Source organism: Bradyrhizobium sp. AUGA SZCCT0169, assembly GCF_018130085.1.
GTDB lineage: Bacteria > Pseudomonadota > Alphaproteobacteria > Rhizobiales > Xanthobacteraceae > Bradyrhizobium.
The window spans coordinates 281,970-299,256 of sequence record NZ_JAFCMC010000005.1; the positions used below are offsets into that span (position 1 = coordinate 281,970).

The 17,287-nt window shown below is 62.8% G+C and carries 20 protein-coding genes; 8 read left to right on the forward strand and 12 right to left on the reverse strand.

Annotated features, from left to right (window positions below):
• The first annotated feature begins 56 nt into the window (after window positions 1–56).
• Window positions 57–932, forward strand: a complete 876-nt coding sequence (locus JQ609_RS08825; protein WP_212273078.1) for an MBL fold metallo-hydrolase — start codon at window positions 57–59, stop codon at window positions 930–932.
• Between the two features lie 26 nt (window positions 933–958).
• Here JQ609_RS08825 and JQ609_RS08830 read toward each other — a convergent pair whose 3' ends face one another.
• Window positions 959–2,122 (reverse strand): FAD-dependent oxidoreductase, encoded by a 1,164-nt coding sequence (locus JQ609_RS08830; RefSeq protein ID WP_312014822.1) that lies wholly within the window; start codon window positions 2,120–2,122, stop codon window positions 959–961.
• A gap of 162 nt (window positions 2,123–2,284) precedes the next feature.
• Between JQ609_RS08830 and JQ609_RS08835 the strand changes: the two genes are divergently transcribed.
• Window positions 2,285–2,668, forward strand: coding sequence for a cupin (locus tag JQ609_RS08835; RefSeq protein ID WP_212273082.1), 384 nt, complete (start codon window positions 2,285–2,287; stop codon window positions 2,666–2,668).
• A 9-nt stretch (window positions 2,669–2,677) separates the two neighbouring features.
• On the opposite strand, the gene JQ609_RS08840 is transcribed toward JQ609_RS08835, so the two are convergent.
• The 5 genes from JQ609_RS08840 to JQ609_RS08860 form a co-directional block, all read right to left on the reverse strand.
• The gene (locus JQ609_RS08840; protein ID WP_212273084.1) at window positions 2,678–3,307 is read right to left on the reverse strand and encodes a DapH/DapD/GlmU-related protein; all 630 of its coding nucleotides are present in this window, start codon (window positions 3,305–3,307) and stop codon (window positions 2,678–2,680) included.
• 121 nt (window positions 3,308–3,428) lie between these two features.
• Entirely contained in the window at window positions 3,429–5,510 is a 2,082-nt protein-coding gene (locus JQ609_RS08845; RefSeq protein WP_212273086.1) for a methyl-accepting chemotaxis protein, read from the reverse strand.
• Window positions 5,511–5,593: 83 nt separating this feature from the next.
• On the reverse strand, window positions 5,594–5,884 hold the full coding sequence (locus JQ609_RS08850) for a hypothetical protein (RefSeq protein ID WP_212273088.1): 291 nt from the start codon (window positions 5,882–5,884) through the stop codon (window positions 5,594–5,596).
• Window positions 5,885–6,049: 165 nt separating this feature from the next.
• A complete protein-coding gene (locus JQ609_RS08855) occupies window positions 6,050–6,289 on the reverse strand; it encodes a hypothetical protein (protein WP_212212797.1) in 240 nt (79 codons plus the stop codon).
• A gap of 119 nt (window positions 6,290–6,408) precedes the next feature.
• The gene (locus JQ609_RS08860; protein ID WP_212273089.1) at window positions 6,409–8,853 is read right to left on the reverse strand and encodes a heavy metal translocating P-type ATPase; all 2,445 of its coding nucleotides are present in this window, start codon (window positions 8,851–8,853) and stop codon (window positions 6,409–6,411) included.
• A 50-nt stretch (window positions 8,854–8,903) separates the two neighbouring features.
• Here JQ609_RS08860 and JQ609_RS08865 point away from each other — a divergent pair, with 50 nt between their 5' ends.
• A complete protein-coding gene (locus JQ609_RS08865) occupies window positions 8,904–9,179 on the forward strand; it encodes a metal-sensitive transcriptional regulator (RefSeq protein WP_212038387.1) in 276 nt (91 codons plus the stop codon).
• Window positions 9,180–9,190: 11 nt separating this feature from the next.
• Here the strand turns inward: JQ609_RS08865 and JQ609_RS08870 are convergent, their stop codons facing one another.
• From JQ609_RS08870 to JQ609_RS08880, 3 genes are all read right to left on the reverse strand, one after another.
• Entirely contained in the window at window positions 9,191–9,622 is a 432-nt protein-coding gene (locus JQ609_RS08870) for a hypothetical protein (protein ID WP_212212803.1), read from the reverse strand.
• A 189-nt stretch (window positions 9,623–9,811) separates the two neighbouring features.
• A complete protein-coding gene (locus tag JQ609_RS08875) occupies window positions 9,812–10,192 on the reverse strand; it encodes a hypothetical protein (RefSeq protein WP_212273177.1) in 381 nt (126 codons plus the stop codon).
• Between the two features lie 113 nt (window positions 10,193–10,305).
• On the reverse strand, window positions 10,306–11,910 hold the full coding sequence (locus JQ609_RS08880) for an AMP-binding protein (protein WP_212273091.1): 1,605 nt from the start codon (window positions 11,908–11,910) through the stop codon (window positions 10,306–10,308).
• 202 nt (window positions 11,911–12,112) lie between these two features.
• Here JQ609_RS08880 and JQ609_RS08885 point away from each other — a divergent pair, with 202 nt between their 5' ends.
• The 3 genes from JQ609_RS08885 (at window position 12,113) to JQ609_RS08895 (ending at window position 14,061) form a co-directional block, all read left to right on the forward strand.
• Window positions 12,113–12,901: an SDR family NAD(P)-dependent oxidoreductase gene (locus JQ609_RS08885; RefSeq protein ID WP_212273179.1), complete on the forward strand. Its 789-nt coding sequence runs from the start codon at window positions 12,113–12,115 to the stop codon at window positions 12,899–12,901.
• Window positions 12,902–13,020: 119 nt separating this feature from the next.
• On the forward strand, window positions 13,021–13,206 hold the full coding sequence (locus tag JQ609_RS08890) for a hypothetical protein (RefSeq protein WP_212038383.1): 186 nt from the start codon (window positions 13,021–13,023) through the stop codon (window positions 13,204–13,206).
• 264 nt (window positions 13,207–13,470) lie between these two features.
• Complete coding sequence (locus JQ609_RS08895) at window positions 13,471–14,061, forward strand: NADPH-dependent FMN reductase (RefSeq protein ID WP_212212811.1); 591 nt, start codon at window positions 13,471–13,473, stop codon at window positions 14,059–14,061.
• Window positions 14,062–14,070: 9 nt separating this feature from the next.
• Here the strand turns inward: JQ609_RS08895 and JQ609_RS08900 are convergent, their stop codons facing one another.
• The 3 genes from JQ609_RS08900 to JQ609_RS08910 form a co-directional block, all read right to left on the reverse strand.
• Window positions 14,071–14,247, reverse strand: a complete 177-nt coding sequence (locus tag JQ609_RS08900) for a hypothetical protein (protein WP_212212814.1) — start codon at window positions 14,245–14,247, stop codon at window positions 14,071–14,073.
• A gap of 7 nt (window positions 14,248–14,254) precedes the next feature.
• Window positions 14,255–14,488 carry a DUF6894 family protein gene (locus JQ609_RS08905; RefSeq protein WP_212212817.1) on the reverse strand — a complete coding sequence of 78 codons (234 nt, stop codon included), beginning with the start codon at window positions 14,486–14,488 and terminating at the stop codon, window positions 14,255–14,257.
• Between the two features lie 413 nt (window positions 14,489–14,901).
• On the reverse strand, window positions 14,902–15,084 hold the full coding sequence (locus JQ609_RS08910) for a hypothetical protein (RefSeq protein WP_212212820.1): 183 nt from the start codon (window positions 15,082–15,084) through the stop codon (window positions 14,902–14,904).
• Window positions 15,085–15,326: 242 nt separating this feature from the next.
• On the opposite strand from JQ609_RS08910, the gene JQ609_RS08915 reads away from it, so the two are divergent.
• Together JQ609_RS08915 and JQ609_RS08920 are read left to right on the forward strand one after the other, a co-directional pair.
• Window positions 15,327–16,733, forward strand: a complete 1,407-nt coding sequence (locus tag JQ609_RS08915; RefSeq protein WP_212273093.1) for an adenylate/guanylate cyclase domain-containing protein — start codon at window positions 15,327–15,329, stop codon at window positions 16,731–16,733.
• 158 nt (window positions 16,734–16,891) lie between these two features.
• Complete coding sequence (locus tag JQ609_RS08920) at window positions 16,892–17,278, forward strand: YodC family protein (protein WP_212273095.1); 387 nt, start codon at window positions 16,892–16,894, stop codon at window positions 17,276–17,278.
• The last annotated feature ends 9 nt before the right edge of the window (window positions 17,279–17,287 follow it).

A 17,287-nucleotide genomic window follows, 5' to 3' on the forward strand; every position in this document is an offset into this window, starting at 1 on the left:
TGGCTTGAACCATCAGTGTCTGCCCGATACCCTTCTTGCAAAAATCGGGGGCAACGATGCGGCAGATCAGGATCGGCGACATCACCATCGACGCGGTGATCGAGCGGGAGGGGCCGTGGCGGCGGCCGCAGGATTTCTTCCCGGCCTATAACGAGGCTGTATTCAGGCAGCACCTGCCTGATATGGAGCCGGAATTCTTCGACACGGCGTCCGGCAAGATGTTCATCACCTACCAGACCTTTGTGGTCCGCACCCCGCGCCATACCATCCTGGTCGACACCTGCACCGGCGAGGACAAGGGCCACCCGCCGCCGTTCGATTTCCCGGGCAAGGAGCGCTGGCGCAATGAGCTGTTCGCACTCGGCGTGAGCTTCGAGCAGATCGACTACGTGTTCTGCACGCATCTGCACATCGACCATACCGGTTGGAATACCACGCTGCGCGACGGGCGCTGGGTGCCGACATTCCCGAACGCGAAGTACATATTCCACAAGAGGGAATACGCGGTGTGGGAAGCCGAATACGCCAAAGGCGCCGAGCCGCCCGGCAAGGTGTTTCGCGACAATTGCCTGCCGATCGTGGAGGCCGGGCAGGCGCTGCTGGTCGATGACGACTACGCGCTGGACGATACTGTCACGCTGACGCCGACGCCGGGGCATTCGCCCTGCCATTGCTGCGTCAACATCTTCTCGAAAGGGCAGCGGGCGGTGGTGGCCGGCGATCTGATGCACCATGCGATCCAGTGCCGCGAGCCCGACTGGTCGCCGGGCGTCGACTGGGACCCAAAGCAGTCGGCGGTGTCGCGCCGCACGTTCTTTGCCTCCGTCGTCGGCACCGATACGCTGATCCTGCCGGTTCATTTCCCGAATCCGACGGTCGGCCTGATCACGGCCGATGGCGATCGCTTCGATTATCGATTCAAACGAGATTAGCGCCATCGGCTGCGGCGCAACAGGGATTAAGGTAAACTCGTGGCCATTAGGGCAAGTTCGGCTTTGGCCTCGCCGAGCAGCGCCATGCCGCCTAACCGACCCAATTCGTCCGAACATTTCGCGCTCTTGCCGTAGCAGCCGAATGCAACCACTACGCGCTCCGAAAGCGGTCCGATGCAGGGCAGGCCCGTGTCGCCAAAGCTGGTCATGCACGGCACCACGCGGCGTTCTTCGAAATGGAGGTCGCGAATACGCTCAAGGATCTGCGTTTGCAGCCGATCAGCGACCTCAATCGACCCGCCCGATCGGAACCAGTTCTTGATATCCGCCTCGCTTTCGAGCGGAAGATCGACCGGATCACCGCCGAGCTTCAACCAGATTTGGCCGTCCGGATAGGCGATCGGCGGCAGAATATAGGGATTGTCGCCCTTGGGACCCAAACAAAGCATCGATGGCATTCCGTTCAGGCGTTGAGTCTCCGCCGCACCAAGCCGAAACATCGCCACGGTACGCCCATAGACCGTAACACCCAATGATCGACCGAGCAGCGATTGGGTATGCCCGCCTGCCGCCACGAGAACACGTTCGGCCTCGACACTGCCCGATCTCGTCCGGATCGTCACGCCCGCGCTGCTTTCCGAAATCCCCAGAGCCGGTTCGTCGATGATCCGGGCCCCGGCGCGCTCCGCCGCGATCGTCTGCGCGCGGACCAGGCGGCGCGGGCTGATGTATCCGGCATTGCGTGGCTGGAAATATCCCTGCACTCCCGCCGTCGATCTCAGAAACGGAAATCGCTCCGCGAGCCCCGCATCATGATATGCTTCGCACAGGATCCCGTCTTCGGCGCAGATCTTGCCAACCGAAGCGACGTTTGTCGTTTCGCTGTCGCCGACGTAAAGCGCCCCGACTTCCCGGTAGAACGCCACACCGCTTTCCGCAGCAATCTCGCCGTAGCGCGAAATCGCAGCGCGGTTCATTTGCCGCCAAAATGGCTGCGGATCGTAACTCCGCGTGATACGGCCCTCATCGTAGTGACTGCCGAAGACGCCGTCATGGCGTGAAAAATCCGCCGGCTCATCGGGCCCGATCAGTGCAACATCGTGACCCATCTTGGACAGATGCCGCGCCGCCGCCGACCCGATCATGCCACGCCCGATCACCGCAAGTTTGGTCGCTTTATTCGCGCTCACGATTAGCTCCCGTGCCTTGCCGCTTGCTCTTTGAGACGGGCAATTGGCCCGAACGCAAGTCGATCAAGCACAACCTCTCTCGATCCATCACAATCGACAAGTACCATTTTTAATCATGACAACAGCCAGTATAGTCCGCGTTACCCAACACAGGACAGCATCATGGATCAGCGCGACCCAAGGACCGGAAAGGAACACCGGGAGTTCTTCAACATCGATCTTTCCTCGAGTTGGGAAACGATCGCGCCGGGTATCGAAGCGAAGACGCTAGCGGGATCGCTCGATGAAGCCGCCGGCAAGGGGCATCTCAATCGCCTCGCTCGCTGGGCGCCGAATGCCGAGATCGATGCCGTGCGCGCCCACGAGTTTTACGAGGAGGTCGTGGTTATCAGGGGAACGCTCCTTGTGGCCTCGCAGGAGCCGCCACATCGTTTCGAGGCGTTCCACGCTCCGGCTTTCGCTTGCCGCCCTCCGCATGCCAAACACGGCCCCTTCAAGGCAGGTCCGGGAGGCTGTTTGCTGCTTGAAACATCTTTTTTCTACTAGGGCGGGGGATTATCTCCAGCGCGCGCAGAACGCCTCGACGTCGCCGGACTGGAATTCCGGCAGGCGCTGAAAGATGGTTTCGGCCGGCCAATCCCACCACGCAATTGCTGCGAGCCGCGCGGCGATATCGCGACTAAAGCGCTCTCTGATCTGTTTTGCCGGAACACCGCCAACTATCGTATAGGGCGCCACGTCACGGGTAACCACGGCGCCGGCGGCCAGCACGGCGCCGTCGCCCACCGTTGCGCCCGGCATCACAATGACGGCGTGCCCGATCCAGACATCGTTTCCGATCACGACGCGGTCGGCGCGGCGTTGCCGAAAGAAGGTATGATCCCGCTTTGCGTCGGCAGTGTAGTATTCAGGGCAGTAGGTAAATCGATGCTGCGACGGCCGGTCGAGGGGATGATTGGGTGCGCCGATGCGCACCTGCGCCGCGATCGCGCAAAATTTTCCGATCTCTGCGTCGGCGACCATGCAGCCCGGGCCGAGATAGGAGTAATCGCCGAGTTCGGTGTATTCGATGGCGGTATCGCCGAGAACCTCGCAGCAACGGCCGACGGTGACCTCGCGCAATTTGACCGTGGGCTCAATAGCGGTTTCGGCAAGCTTTGGGCGCGGGGGAGCCGGTTGGTGCATAGCGACTTGCTCGTCAATCAGGCGGCCCAGTGCCGCTGATGTCATCTACCACAGCTGGCAGCGGCCGCGCGTGAAGGTTAGGACGGGCAAGCATGCGCTGGCTGCAGCGATCCCGCCTGACTTAGGCGGCGCGAACCTCGCTGAGGAAGCGGTTGACCTGGCCGGCGAGGTCCTTGGATTGCGACGACAATTGCTCGGCTGCGCCCAGCACCTGGGTGGCGGCGGAACCGGTCTCGTCGGCCGCCCGCTGCACGCCGGAGATGTTGGCGTTGACCTCCTGGGTGCCGCGCGCGGCTTCCTGGACGCTGCGGGAAATCTCCTGCGTAGCCGAACCCTGTTCCTCGATTGCGGATGCAATCGCAATGCCGATCTGGTCGATCTCGGCGATGACGTTGGCGACGTTCTGGATGGCCGTCACCGTCTCGTCGCTCGCGGCCTGGATGGCGGCGATCTGTTCGGAGATTTCGGTGGTCGCTTTCGCGGTCTGGCCGGCCAGCGATTTGACTTCCGAGGCGACGACCGCAAAGCCGCGGCCGGCATCGCCGGCGCGCGCGGCCTCGATGGTGGCGTTGAGGGCGAGCAGGTTGGTCTGGGCCGCGATGCTCTGAATCAGCGTTACGACATCGCCGATCTTCTGCGCGCCTTCGGCCAGCGAACGGGCGGTGTCGCCGGTGCGGCGCGCGTTGTCGACGGCGCGGGCCGCGATCTCGGTGGACTGCGCGACCTGGCGGCCGATCTCCGAAATCGAGGAGGTGAGTTCCTCAGTGGCGCTCGCAACGGTCTGGACGTTGGTTGAGGTCTGTTCGGAGGCCGCGGCCACGACACCGGCCTGACGGTTGGTGGCAGCGGCGGTCGAGGACATCGAGCGGGCGGTATCTTCCATCACGGATGAAGCTGACGACAATCCGCCGACGAGTTCGCTGACTTTGGCTTCGAACGAGCGGGTGAGTTCGTCGAGCACCTGGACGCGCCGCATCTTGACGTCGTTCTCGGCGGCCTTTTCCGTCGACAGGTGTTCGGCCTCGATCATGTTGTCCTTGAAGACGCGCACGGCAGCCGCCATCGCGCCGATCTCGTCGCCGCGCTCGGCGCCCGAGATTTCGTCTGAAACGTTGCCGCTGGCGAGCCGTGTCATGGTGGCGGTAAGGTCGACGATCGGTTTGCAGACGCGGCGGTAGACCATCAGGATCAGGCCCGCGCTGGCGCCGATAACGGCGATCAGACCTGCGAGCGCGATGATGAAGCTGAGGCGTGCCGAGGAGTAGGCGGCGCCCAGGACCTCTTCGGCATTGTCGTAGAACGCGTCGCGCAGCGTGATGACCGCGCCGAGTCCCTTTTGCGATTCAACGAAGAACACATCGACGTTGTGCTCGTATTTGCCGCTGATCGCGCCTTCCTTGACGAGCTTCAGCTCTTTGCCGAACCGATCGACATAGGCCTCGTTCATTTTCCCAAGCGCAGCGGCCACATTGGCGGGCGTTGCCGGATTGCCGCGCAAATCCTGCAGCGACATCAGGATCTGGTCGGCGCGGCCCTGCGCGCGGCTCAGCTCCATCTTCTCCGCGTCGGTTGCGACGCGGTTGGCTCCGACCAGGTTCTTGTGCAGGCTGGCGTTGTAGCCGCCGACATCGCGCAGTGCCCAGGTGATGTTGGCGTAAGTCGCCTGGCGGTAAGCGTCGCCGTCGAGCAGCGCCATGCGGCGGACCTGTTCTTCGAGCAACGCGGTGATGGCGGCGTTGAAGACCGCGTTATCGGCGACAATCTTCCTGGCGGCGTCCTTGCGGGCATCGGCGGGGCCGGCGATCGCCTTGTCGATGGCCTCGCGCAGGGCATTGAACTTCGCGTTCAGCCCATCGATGCCGCTGGCGACGGACGCGCCATCGTCGAGCGAGCCGGGCAGCGTCTTGCGGATCGCGTTCATCTTCGTCAGCGCGCCGTTGGTATCCTTGCGGTATTTGTCGAGGTCGGTGAGCATCTTCGGCTCCACCACCGCCGGCCCATACAGGATGTTGGTGGAGAAGCCGCGTTCGGGGTTCATGTAACGCGGGATGTCGCCGACGGCCCGCACCACTTCGAGCCGGCTCTGGGCGACGGACACCTTGTCCATGGTCTGGTATTTCGTGACGGCCACATAGACGGCGAGACCACCGCCCACGGCGGAAAGCGAGACGATGGCGGCGGTCAGGAGGGTACCGATTTTCATGGGATTTGGGCCATTCACGATGGTATGGGAGTGCTGGCCTCCATCCTAAGTGGTGCGCATTAATCTTGGGTTACGGTGCGAAATCAGCGTGGCGGAAAGTACGGGGCAAGGTAGCCGGTCTGCTGGAGCAGCAGCGCGAACAGCCCGGCGCCTGCAACCAGCCCGATCCAGAACAGCGGTGCCGGTATCTCGCGGCGAAAGCTACAGAGGCTCAGAACCATTCCGAAATAGAACACCATGGTCATGACCTGCCCGGTGTGCGGCGTCGGCGACAACAGTTTCCAGATGAAATACCCGATCAGAAAGCAAGGCAGCAGGATCGAAACCACGCGGATGCCGGTGGTCGTGGATGGCTGGACTGGCGGATTGCTCATAATGGCCTCTTGGTTCGCGACGTCGCCTCTCAGGCAGTCGCGTCCAAGTGGCAATGCGTTCAAAGGCGGAGGTCGGTTTTCTGGCTGCGTTGCGGGGGCGCGAAGTGCCGCCTCGACTGCCACCCGCACTCGCGCAGAGATAACGTGAACTTGCTATCTCACGCTTCAGCGGTTCTCTTCATCCGTCTTTCGCGGCGGGGATTTGCGCGACGGGGCGGGAGCGCCGAGTTCCTGGCAGGGCAGTTCGGTCCACGATCCATCTGATGTCTGCTGGTAGGAATGGCAGGACGATGACGCCGGCTGCTCGCTGGTCTTCGGCGTCTCGGCGTTTTTGGCAAGCCCGGGTACCGCCGCCGCGAGCAGGGCGGCTATCGTCGCCACAAAGATCGCGTGTCCTAACCGCATGGAAATTCTCCTTTTTTGAAAATGGAGTTCCTTTCGTAGCGGACATTGTGGATTTTTTTTGAACAGGAGCGTGCGTGCGCGCCGGTTTGATTAATGATCTCCAAATCGTGCGCGCTCGTTCACAGCCGCGTGACGCGCAACCGCAGGGCATTGCCGACGACGCTGACCGACGACAGCGCCATGGCCGCGGCGGCAATGATCGGCGACAGCAGGATGCCGAAGCCGGGATAGAGGATACCCGCAGCAATCGGGACGCCGGCGGCGTTGTAGATGAAGGCGAAAAAAAGGTTCTGCCGGATGTTGCGCATGGTGGCCTGCGACAGTTTTCGTGCGCGGACGATGCCGCCAAGGTCGCCCTTCAAGAGCGTGATGCCTGCGCTTTCCATCGCCACATCGGTGCCGGTTCCCATGGCGATACCGACTTCGGCTGCCGCCAGCGCCGGAGCGTCGTTGACGCCGTCGCCGGCCATGGCGACGATCCGCCCCGCCTTCTGCAGCCTAGCGACCACCGCGCTCTTCTGATCCGGAAGCACTTCGGCCTCGACGTCGGCGATACCGAGCTGCCGCGCGACCGCTTGGGCGGTGGTCCTGTTATCGCCGGTCAGCATAATGACCTTGATGCCTTCTTCCGCCAGCGCCTTCAACGCCGCTTGTGTTGAAGCCTTGACGGGATCGGCGATGGCGAACAATCCGGCAAGTTTGCCGTCCACTGCCATATTGATGACGGTGGCGCCATCGGCGCGCATGCGCTCGGCATCGGAATCCAGCGTATGGGTGTCGACGCCAAGCGAATTGAGGAACTTCGAATTGCCGAGCAGAACAGATTTGCCGTCGACCTTGCCGGTCGCACCTTTGCCTGTCGGCGAGTCGAACGCCTCGACCTTGCCGAGTTCCAGTCGACGTTCCCTTGCGGATCGCACGATGGCGTCGGCGAGCGGATGCTCGCTGGCAAGTTCGACGCTGGCGGCAAGCCGCAGGATTTCGTTCTCGTCGTATCCCGCGGTCGCCACGATTGCTATGACCTTCGGCTTGCCTTCGGTCAGCGTGCCCGTCTTGTCGACCACCAGCGTGTCGACCTTTTCCATGCGCTCCAGGGCTTCGGCGTTCTTGATCAGCACGCCGGCCTGCGCGCCGCGCCCGACGCCGACCATGATCGACATCGGCGTCGCCAGGCCGAGCGCGCAGGGGCAGGCGATGATGAGCACGCTCACGGCGGCGACGAGGCCGAACGCCATGCGCGGCTCCGGCCCGAAATAGGACCAGACGCCAAAGGCGATCAGCGCCACGGCAATGACCGCGGGCACAAACCATCCCGCAACCTGATCGGCGAGCCGTTGGATCGGCGCGCGCGAGCGCTGCGCATCCGCCACCATCTTGACGATCTGGGACAGCAGCGTGTCGCGGCCGACTTTCTCCGCGCGCATCACGAACCCGCCCGATTGGTTCAGCGTGCCGGCAATCACCTTTGCCCCGGTCTCCTTGGTGACGGGCATGGATTCGCCTGTTACCAGCGATTCATCGAGCGAGGAGCGGCCTTCGAGGATGACGCCGTCGACCGGCACTTTTTCTCCGGGCCGGACGCGCAACATTTCCCCGACCGCGAGGCTGTCGATTTCGACTTCATGGTCGGCGCCGTCCTCGCTGATGCGGCGCGCGGTCTTCGGCGCCAACTGGAGCAAGGCCTTGATGGCGCCCGACGTCGCCTCGCGGGCGCGCAGCTCCAGCACCTGGCCGAGCAGGACGAGCACGGTGATGACGGCCGCAGACTCGAAATAGACCGCGACTGCGCCGCCATGACCGCGGAAGGCGGCCGGGAAAATTTGCGGCGCGATGGTGCCGACCAGGCTGTAGAGATAGGCGACCCCGGTGCCGACAGCGATCAGCGTGAACATGTTGAGATTGCGCGTCAGCAGCGACTGCCAGCCGCGCACAAAGAAGGGCCAGCCGGCCCAAATCACGACCGGCGTGGCGAACGCGAGTTGAATCCAGTTTGACAGCGCCGGGTCGACGAGGCTGTGACCGCCGGCGAGATGCCCACCCATCTCCAGCACCACCGGCGGAACGGATAGCACGAGGCCGATCCAGAAGCGCCGCGTCATGTCGGCGACTTCTGGGTTGGGCGGCGCATCGAGGCTCGCAACCTCCGGCTCCAGCGCCATGCCGCAGATCGGGCAACTTCCGGGCCCGACCTTCCGGATCTCGGGATGCATCGGGCAGGTGTAGATCGTGCCGTCGTCGGCGCCTTGAGGGACGGGCTTCGCCGATGATTTCTCGAGATACTTCTTCGGATCGGCGGCGAATTTGGTTTTGCAGCCCGCCGAGCAGAAGTGAAAGGTTTTCTCCTGGTGGTCGAAGCGATGCTTGCTGGTCGCGGGATCGACCGTCATTCCGCAGACGGGGTCGAGCACCTTGGCAACGGCGTGGTGATCCTGATGGCTGTGGTGCCCGTGATCGGTGTGGGCGTGATGATCGTGGCCATTGCAACACGATTTGGAGGTTGCGCCGTCCGGATTGGCCTTTGTGTCCGGGGTTTTGCTTTCCGGATTCTTGTCGTGGTGGTTCATCGCGAATGCAGTCCCTTGCAACCTATACCCTGTAGGGGTATATAGGCCGCATGAGAAAAGACATCAAGGCATCCTGTCAAAAACGTCTGAGCCGCATCGAGGGCCAGGTCCGCGGCCTGTCCAGGATGGTGGACGAGGACCGCTACTGCATCGATATCGTGACGCAGATATCGGCGGTGCGCGCCGCGCTCCGGCGCGTCGAGGAAGAGGTGTTGAAGGATCACGTCTCGCATTGCGTCGAACACGCGATTGCGAGCGGCGACAAATCGGATCAGCGCCAGAAGATATCGGAGCTGATGGCGGTCATCGGCCGGTCTGACCGATAAAACGCGATCTGTCACCGCCGGCGGCGTGCAATCGCACCGGCAACGGTCTGCATGGTAATTCCCAAGACCCAGCCGAGCATGATCATCCAGGTCCAGGCGAGGTGCGGATCGTGACGGAGCACGATCACGCAGACGGAGGCAAAGGCTGCGCCCGCGGCGAGGAACGTGCCGACCGCGCTGAGCAATTCCGGCGCGTCGATCTTGCCATCCCAATGCCCGTCCGTCGGCTTGCCATCGGTGTCGAAGGGACGTTGCGGGGTGTCGATGCCCAGATAGAATCCGACGGCGCCGCCGAGCATCATCAAAAGCAGGAAAGCCTGCGACGTGAACTGCGGGATGCTGGTACCGACGAGTGCGGCCACAAACAATCCGCTTGCAGCACCGGCCATCGCAAGGCCAAGGCGCTCCAGGACGTGCGCGGTCTTTCTGACGCGGGTTTGCATGGGGGCTCCCGCAGACTGTGAGCAGGGAAGGTTAGGACGTTTTGGCGCCGGTTGAAAGACGTCTACAAGTTGAAAGACGTCTACAAGGCGACGTGATACGCGCCGACGGATTCGTGTAAGCGGTGGCTACGGATAAGCGTGATGCAGCCAGCCCCGGTGAGGCCGCGCCACCGTCCTGCGAAACGCTTGCTAGTTCTTGGCGCGGATAAAGCCTGCAAGCCTGCCCTTCTGGGTCTCGCACCAGGTTGTCATGCCGATGCGCCGCTGGTCGAGGTCCGTCGTCCTCGTCGCGATGGCGACCTCCTGCAAGAGCAGGTCATCCGGGCGCTCACCCATTTTTCCGCCGGTATGCACGTACGCAATGGCCTTTCGGACTTGCTCGGTGGTGCCCTCCGGCTGCTGCATCTCCTGAGCCTTCTGCACCAGATCCTGATAGACGACATCCGTGCCGGGACATTCCACCTTGGCCGCAAACGCCTGCAGCATCATCGTCACATATTCGGAGCGAGGGCCGGCATGCGCCGCCGTCGCAACGAGAACCAAACCAACAAGCAACGCAGCACCGCGCATCATGACCTCTCCCTGACACTTTTCCTTAGGCTTTTACGGTTTTGGGTTTTCCGGTTTCGGGAAGGCTAGCGCCGACGGCAGCCCGGCACAACCTTCGAAAAGCGTCGGGCGCATCAAAGCGCCGTCAGTTCGCCCTTTGCCCAGATCTCGCGCAACTTGAACTTCTGGATCTTGCCGGAGCCCGTCAGCGGAAACGCTTCGACCACGAACCAGTGTTTTGGCGTCTTGTGCGGGGCCAGCGAGGCTCGCATGTAGGCTGACAGCTCCTCCTTGTCGATCACGGCACCTTGCGCCGGGCGGATGAAGGCGGCGACTTCCTCGCCCCATTTTTCGTGTGGCAGTCCGACCACGGCGACCTCGCTGATCTTGGGATGGCGGAACAACAGTTCCTCGAGTTCGCGCGGATAGATGTTCTCGCCGCCGCGGATGATCATGTCCTTGAGCCGGCCCTCGACGGTACAGTAGCCGCGGGCGTCCATCGCGCAGAGGTCGCCGGTATGCAGCCAGCCATCGGCGTCGATGGAAGCGGCCGTGGCGTCCGGCATCTCGAAATAGCCGAGCATGACGTGGTAGCCGCGCGTGCAGAACTCGCCGATCTCGCCGATCGGCACGGTCTTGCCGGTGTCGGGATTGACGATCTTGTTCTCCATGTTCGGCAGCGGCAGGCCGATGGTGCCGGCCTTGTCCTCGATGGTGTCCGACGTCTTGGTCATCGCCGCCACCGGCGAACATTCGGTCTGGCCGAACACGATGGTGAAGGGCGCGCCGAGTTCCTTTTCGAACCGCGTCACCAGTGCGGCCGGCACGGTCGAACCGCCCGAGCAGATCGCCTTGACCGACGACAGGTCTGTCGTGGCGAAGGAGGGATGCTCCAGCATCGCCACCAGCATGGTGGGAACGCCGACCATGGCGTTGCCGCGATAGGTCGCAAACATTTCCAGCACGAGGCCCGGCTCGAACGCTTCGATCAGCACCTGGGTTGCCGCGCGCGACACCGCGCCGAGCACGCAGCAAACGCATCCGCCGGTGTGGAACAGCGGCATCGTGGTGATGAAGACGTCGCCGGGCTCGACCCCCATCTGTACGGCGGTATCGGCGCCGTTATTGGCAAGCCCGCGGTGATGCAGCAGCGCGCCTTTCGGAAACCCTGTTGTGCCCGACGTGTACTGGATCATGACCGGATCGCTCGGCTTGACGTCCGGCAGCGCGATACCCTGGTCGTCGCCGGTGGCGATGAAGGAAGCCCAGTCGTCGAACGAGATGATCTCGCGCAATTCCGGGCAGCGGGCTGAGACTTCCCGCACGGTGTCCAGCATCGGATTGCCGCGGAACGCCGGCACCACGAAGACGCCGGCCGCGCGGGACTGCTTCAGTACATATTCGACCTCGTTGGCTCGAAAACCCGGGTTGACGGTGACCAGCACCATCCCGGCCATCGCTGCGCCGAACTCCATCATCACCCATTCCGGCAAATTATACGCCCAGACGGCGACCCGCTCGCCCGGCTTGAAGCGGCGGAGCAGGGCGCGCGCGGTGCGCTGGGCTTCGGTATGAAGCTCCGCATACGTCCACTGGCGGCGCGCCGCGGGGTCAGGGACACCCGCAATCAGCGCGAGCCGGTCCGGCGCCGACCGCGCGGCCTGCTCCAGCAACCGGCCGAGCGTGACGTCGCGGACGGTGGTGGAAACACCCGCGACGTGAGATTCCTTCAAGGCCATTGTCTCTCCCATGGGGTCTTTGCCGGTATGATGCCGATTTGCGGCAATTGACCCGACTATGGCATCCGCCGCTTGTGTTTTGCAGCGGGTTCCGAAAGAAATTGTGGTTCTTGCCGGTTGATACGGTTCGTTGCGCTGGGCGTATTGGCGCAGACCGGTGCGCCGACTTATGCTTGATCGCGATACCGTCTGGGAGAACGCCATGAGCCTGCTCGGCAATCCATTCGATCCCGCACGCGAGGCGGCGCTGGTGACCGGCGCCGGCAATGGCATTGGCCGGGCCATCGCGCAGGCGCTGGCCGGCGAGGGCGTGCGGACCGTATTCGCCGATATCAGCGCGGAGCGGGTCGCGGCCGCGATCAAGGCTTCGCCGCGGCCCGAACTGGCCGTGCCGTGGGTCGGCGATATCGCCAGCGCCGCCGCGCGAGAAACGCTGCTGACGGACGCGCAATCCGCCGTCGGGCGGGTGACCCATTTCGTGCACAGCGCCTCGCCGCCGCGGCGGGAGGCCGATAATGCCATGGCCGTCAGCACCGAGACCTGGGCGCAGATGCATGCGGTCAATCTCGAGGCCGGCTTTCACCTTTCGCGCGAACTGGCGCGAAAGCTGATCGCGGCGAAACAGCCTGGCTCGTTCCTGCTGCTGACCTCGCTGCATTCAGGCACGCCGCGCAATCTGCCGCATTATTCGACCGCCAAGGCCGGGATGGCGATGCTGGTGAAGGAACTCGCGAAAACGTTCGGCCGCTACGGCATCCGCGTCAACGCGCTGGTGCCCGGCGCGATTGCCGCCGGCGGTTTTGTTGCCGATCCGTCACTGGCAAAACACATTCCGCTCGGCCGTCTCGGGGAGGCCAGCGACCTCGCGCCGCTGGCGCTGGCGGTGCTCTCGAACCGGCTATCGGCCTATGTCACGGGCTCGACGATCACAATCGATGGCGGCTTGTCGCTAACCAACTGGTTTGAACCGCCGGAGCTCGGGGAAATGTGAGGCGGAACCTCGATGGGGGTGCCCGGCGTGGAACGAGCGGGCCGGTTCGGCGGTTCTCACAACAGGCCGCAGCCTGCAGGGGAACCGGTTCCTGCGGCGCCAACCTCAGGGAGCGCGACATGACATCCGAGATGCAAATCCACACCATCGCGCGGCAGATGCTTGAAAAGCACGGCCCGGCGGCGATTGCCCAGGCAGCGCAGAACGCGGTCGCCTGTGAGCGCAAGGGAGAGAAAGAGGAAGCCAGTGAATGGCGCCATATCGAAGACGCCATGAAAATGATGCGGGGGCCGCATCAGAGCTGAAGGTCGCCCCGGCGTCCGGTCCGGAGGACGACGGCAGTGAACCCTTTTCCATCCGCCGCGACCAAAGGGCATGGAAAATATACCTCAATACATCGGCGTGACGCTGATACTCGGCGTCTTTGTCTGGGGCATGATCGGCTTCTATGCGGCCTGTCGATGCCCAGGAACGAGCATCGTCTGGATCGCTCGGGCGATACCTGGACTTGGTTGAGCTGAGCCAGCCCGATAGCGAACCCCCGGCGGCCGTGTTAGCCTGCCGCCGCCATGCCCCATCGCATTCTCGTATTCTACGGCTCCTATCGCTCCGACCGCATGGGCATCCGCCTGGCGCAGTTCGTCGTTGAGGGCCTGTGCGGCCGCGGCGACGATGTCGAACTGATCGACGCCAAGGCGGTAGGCCTGCCGATGCTGGACCGGATGTACAAGGAGCATCCGAAAGGCCAGGCACCGGCAGTGCTCGAAGAACTCGCGGGAAAAATCCGCGGTGCCGATGGCTTTGTCTTCATCACCGGCGAATACAATTGGGGCATGCAGCCCGGCCTGAAAAACCTCACCGACCATTTTCTCGAAGAGTGGTTCTGGCGCCCGGCCGCCATCGCCAGCTATTCGGCCGGCCGTCTCTCCGGTGCGCGCGCCGCGACCGCCTGGCACGGCACGCTCTCGGAGATGGGCATGGTTGTGATCTCTTCCACGATCGGGGTCGGGCCGATCGCGCAAACCCTCTCAGACGACGGCAAGCCGACCGGCGAGGCCGGCAAGGCGCTGGAGCGGGCGTTCCCCCGCTTTGCGGATGATCTGGCGTGGTGGGTGGAAGCGGCCAAGGCGCAGCGGGCGAAGAAGGCGCCTCCGTACTGAGCGGCTAAATCAGATTGCAGCAGCGGCTGCCGCGCCATGCTTGGCGTACCATTTCGGCCCCGGGCCGCGCATGTAATGCCGCTCGGGCCGGTAACCGTCGAATGCGCGGTCGATCAGCCGATGCCAGCCCGTGACGATCCGGTCGAGGCGGCGGAACAGCGGCAGGGCGATTTGCGCGGTGCTCATGACACCCTCAATTCGGCTTGCCGAGAACCGACGAGAAGGAGACTTCGAAGATCTCATCGTCGAAATCGTCGCTGACATGCACGACCCAGTCGCGCCAGTCTTCCGCGCTTTGTTCCATGATCAGCGATCGCACCACGCAGGCGGCGCGGTCGCGCGCCTCGGCGAGGTTGCTCACCACCGCGCCGAACTGATCGACGCGAACTTCGCGGGAGCTGGAGCAGTGGAAATAGACCTGGGCCATTTTCGGTCTCCTTCACAAAGCGAATCGAATCTGCGGTTCAAAAATAGCAGCGGCGGATTCCGCTGGATATTCCGGTAGATCCCCGACGGGGAATTACGGGGATGTCCCGCAACGTGACACCAAACCTACCGGGACGAATCGCGCCCTTCCGTGATTCACATCACGCTGATTCTGTTAACGTTCGATTAACCAAACTCACGCAGGATTTCCGACATAGGATCGCAGCGGAACCGGATTCGAGCCGGCAGTTGCAAGAGAGGCCGGTGGCGTAACGCCCGCCGGCCTTTTCTCTTGGTGGCTCGTGATTGACTTCCGGTTCGAGCTTCAAACAAGCGTGATTGCTAATCCCCTCCAGGATGCGGCGATCACGCTCACGTCAGGGATGACGTAGGCATAGGGGAGTTCGTGATGGCTTACGCGCGCGCGTTGCGCGCAAAGGTCATGCTGATCTCGGAGCGCGTCTTGCTGACGTTGGAGAGGATCTCGCCCATCAGCTTCAGGTTGGTCATCATCTCCTGGATCAGGAAGCCACCCGCCACGAGTTCGAGCTGTTCGGGGGCAAGCTGCTGCACCTTTGTATCGTGATCGCACGTCATGGCGTTCTCCTTGCGGGTTGACGTAGGGGATTGCATCCACGCGCGGCAGCCTCGTCCAGAAACACGGGCTCGGCCGTGATCCCGATCACGTTGTGGGAAAATCGCCTTGGCCTTTCGCCTTCGCCCGTTGGCGCTACGCCGGGACCGGTCGCTCGCAATGACGATTTTTTGACGTCAGGAGTGCTTCGCAAGGGATCGCTTAGCGGGTGTTCCCGTCGCCTTCTTTCAGGTAGAATCGACGCATGAGCGAAACCGAGACCTTGTTTGCCGCGCTGCGCCAGTCGGCCGACGAAACCATCGTGGACGTGATCGAGCGCATGGTGCGGGACGCCCCGGACCATGCCTTGAACAAGATGAACGCGTTGGAGATCGCAACCAAACAGGGCCTTGACGAGGAGCGGGTCATCGCAACACTCCTGAATGCGGTCGGGCTCGGCATGTTCGAGATGACATGGAACGTGATGTGCCCGAGTTGCGCCGGGGTGCTTTCCGCCAACAGGAGCCTGAAGACGCTCAACAGTGCGCAGTACAATTGCGCGTTCTGCGCCGCGGGTTATGAGACGACGCTCGACAATCTGGTCGAGGTGACCTTCACGGTAAGCCCGCGCGTTCGGAAGATCGCGGCCCATAGCCCTGACGAATTGTCGGCGGCTGAATATTATCGCCAAATATTCTGGAGTTCGGCCATCGATCTTCCCGGCGATGTCGAGAAGCTGCTGGGTGAGGTCACACTCGAAATGGTCGACTTGCCGCCGGGCGAAAGGGCCATCCTTTCCCTGCACGCGCCGGAGGGCACCTTGATCGTGTTCGATCCCGTGACGCATGCGGCGCAGTTCATCGAGGTCAAGGGCGAGGAGACCGGCGAGCGCCAGAATCTGTCCGTGATGTTCAACAAGGTCCAGGTTCCCGTCGACACCGTTGCCTTGCGCCCCGGACCGCTGCGGCTGGCGCTGGAAAACCGTACCGACGGCCGCGTGTTGCCGGCGGTATGGGTGGCGAACGCGGCGCTGGACGCCATCCTGACGCGACGCAAGCCCGTGCTCTCCGCAACGCGTCTCCTCACCAACCAGACTTTTCGCGATATCTACCGGACCGACACGCTCGCGATCGGCCAGAGGCTCAAGATCCTGAGCCTGACGTTCCTGTTCAGCGATCTCAGGGGCTCCACCGAACTCTACGAGCGCGTCGGCGACCTCACGGCCTTCGATCTCGTCAACGAGCATTTCCGCCTGCTGCAGGAGATCATCGCGTCCGAACGGGGCGCCGTCGTCAAAACCATTGGCGATGCCGTGATGGCGACCTTCGAGACACCGGACCGTGCCATTGCCGCCGCGATCCGCATGCGCGAGGCGATGAGCGATCTTGGCGCCGAGCGGCAGCATCAGAGCCTGAGCTTGAAGATGGGCATCCATGAAGGATCGTGCCTTGCGGTGACGCTGAACGCCCAGCAGGACTATTTCGGCCAGACGGTGAATATCGCTTCGCGCGTTCAGGGCCTTGCGGCGTCACGCTCGATCGTGGTGACGGAGCAGGTGGTGGAGAACGCCAAGGCCCGGTCTTTGCTTGAGACAAAGGGGCTGAAGCCAACACCCAGAAGCGTGGCCCTGAGCGGCATCGCGGACAAGGTGTCGGTCTACGAGATATCCTGAGCCGGCCATTGCGTGTGAACTGTGGAACCGCGACCGGGCAAGTTCCCTTAGCTGCCGGTGCGAGATCTGCTCCAGGCATCTTTAGCGTGTTGCCGCGATTTGCTATTGTTGCGGTGCAACCGAGCCTAGATTCGCATATTTTACCGAGGGTTTTACCAATGACCGCTATCAAGTCAGGCGATCTCGTGGTGCTCAAATCCGGCGGGCCGACAATGACCGTCGATACGGTCAACACGGATATTTTCGACGACAACAAAATCACCGGTGTGCTTTGCGTATGGTTCGTTGGGGACAACCTCCAGCGCGTGAGGTTCGATCATGGCGCTATCGAGCCTGTACAATTGAAGTCAGCGCAATTGGAGAAAGCCCTTCCCGATGATGCGCCTTCGCAGGAAGCGAGCGTTGATTACAAAGCGGTCCTTGAAGAGATGGTTGATGCCTTGAACCTCCCGGCGGAGGAGGCGAAGGCAGCTTCTAGCGCTGTCCCCGGAAAATCGAAGCGCGCGAGGGCTCCCAAGCAAAGCGAAATTGTTCGACACAACTAACTGACGACG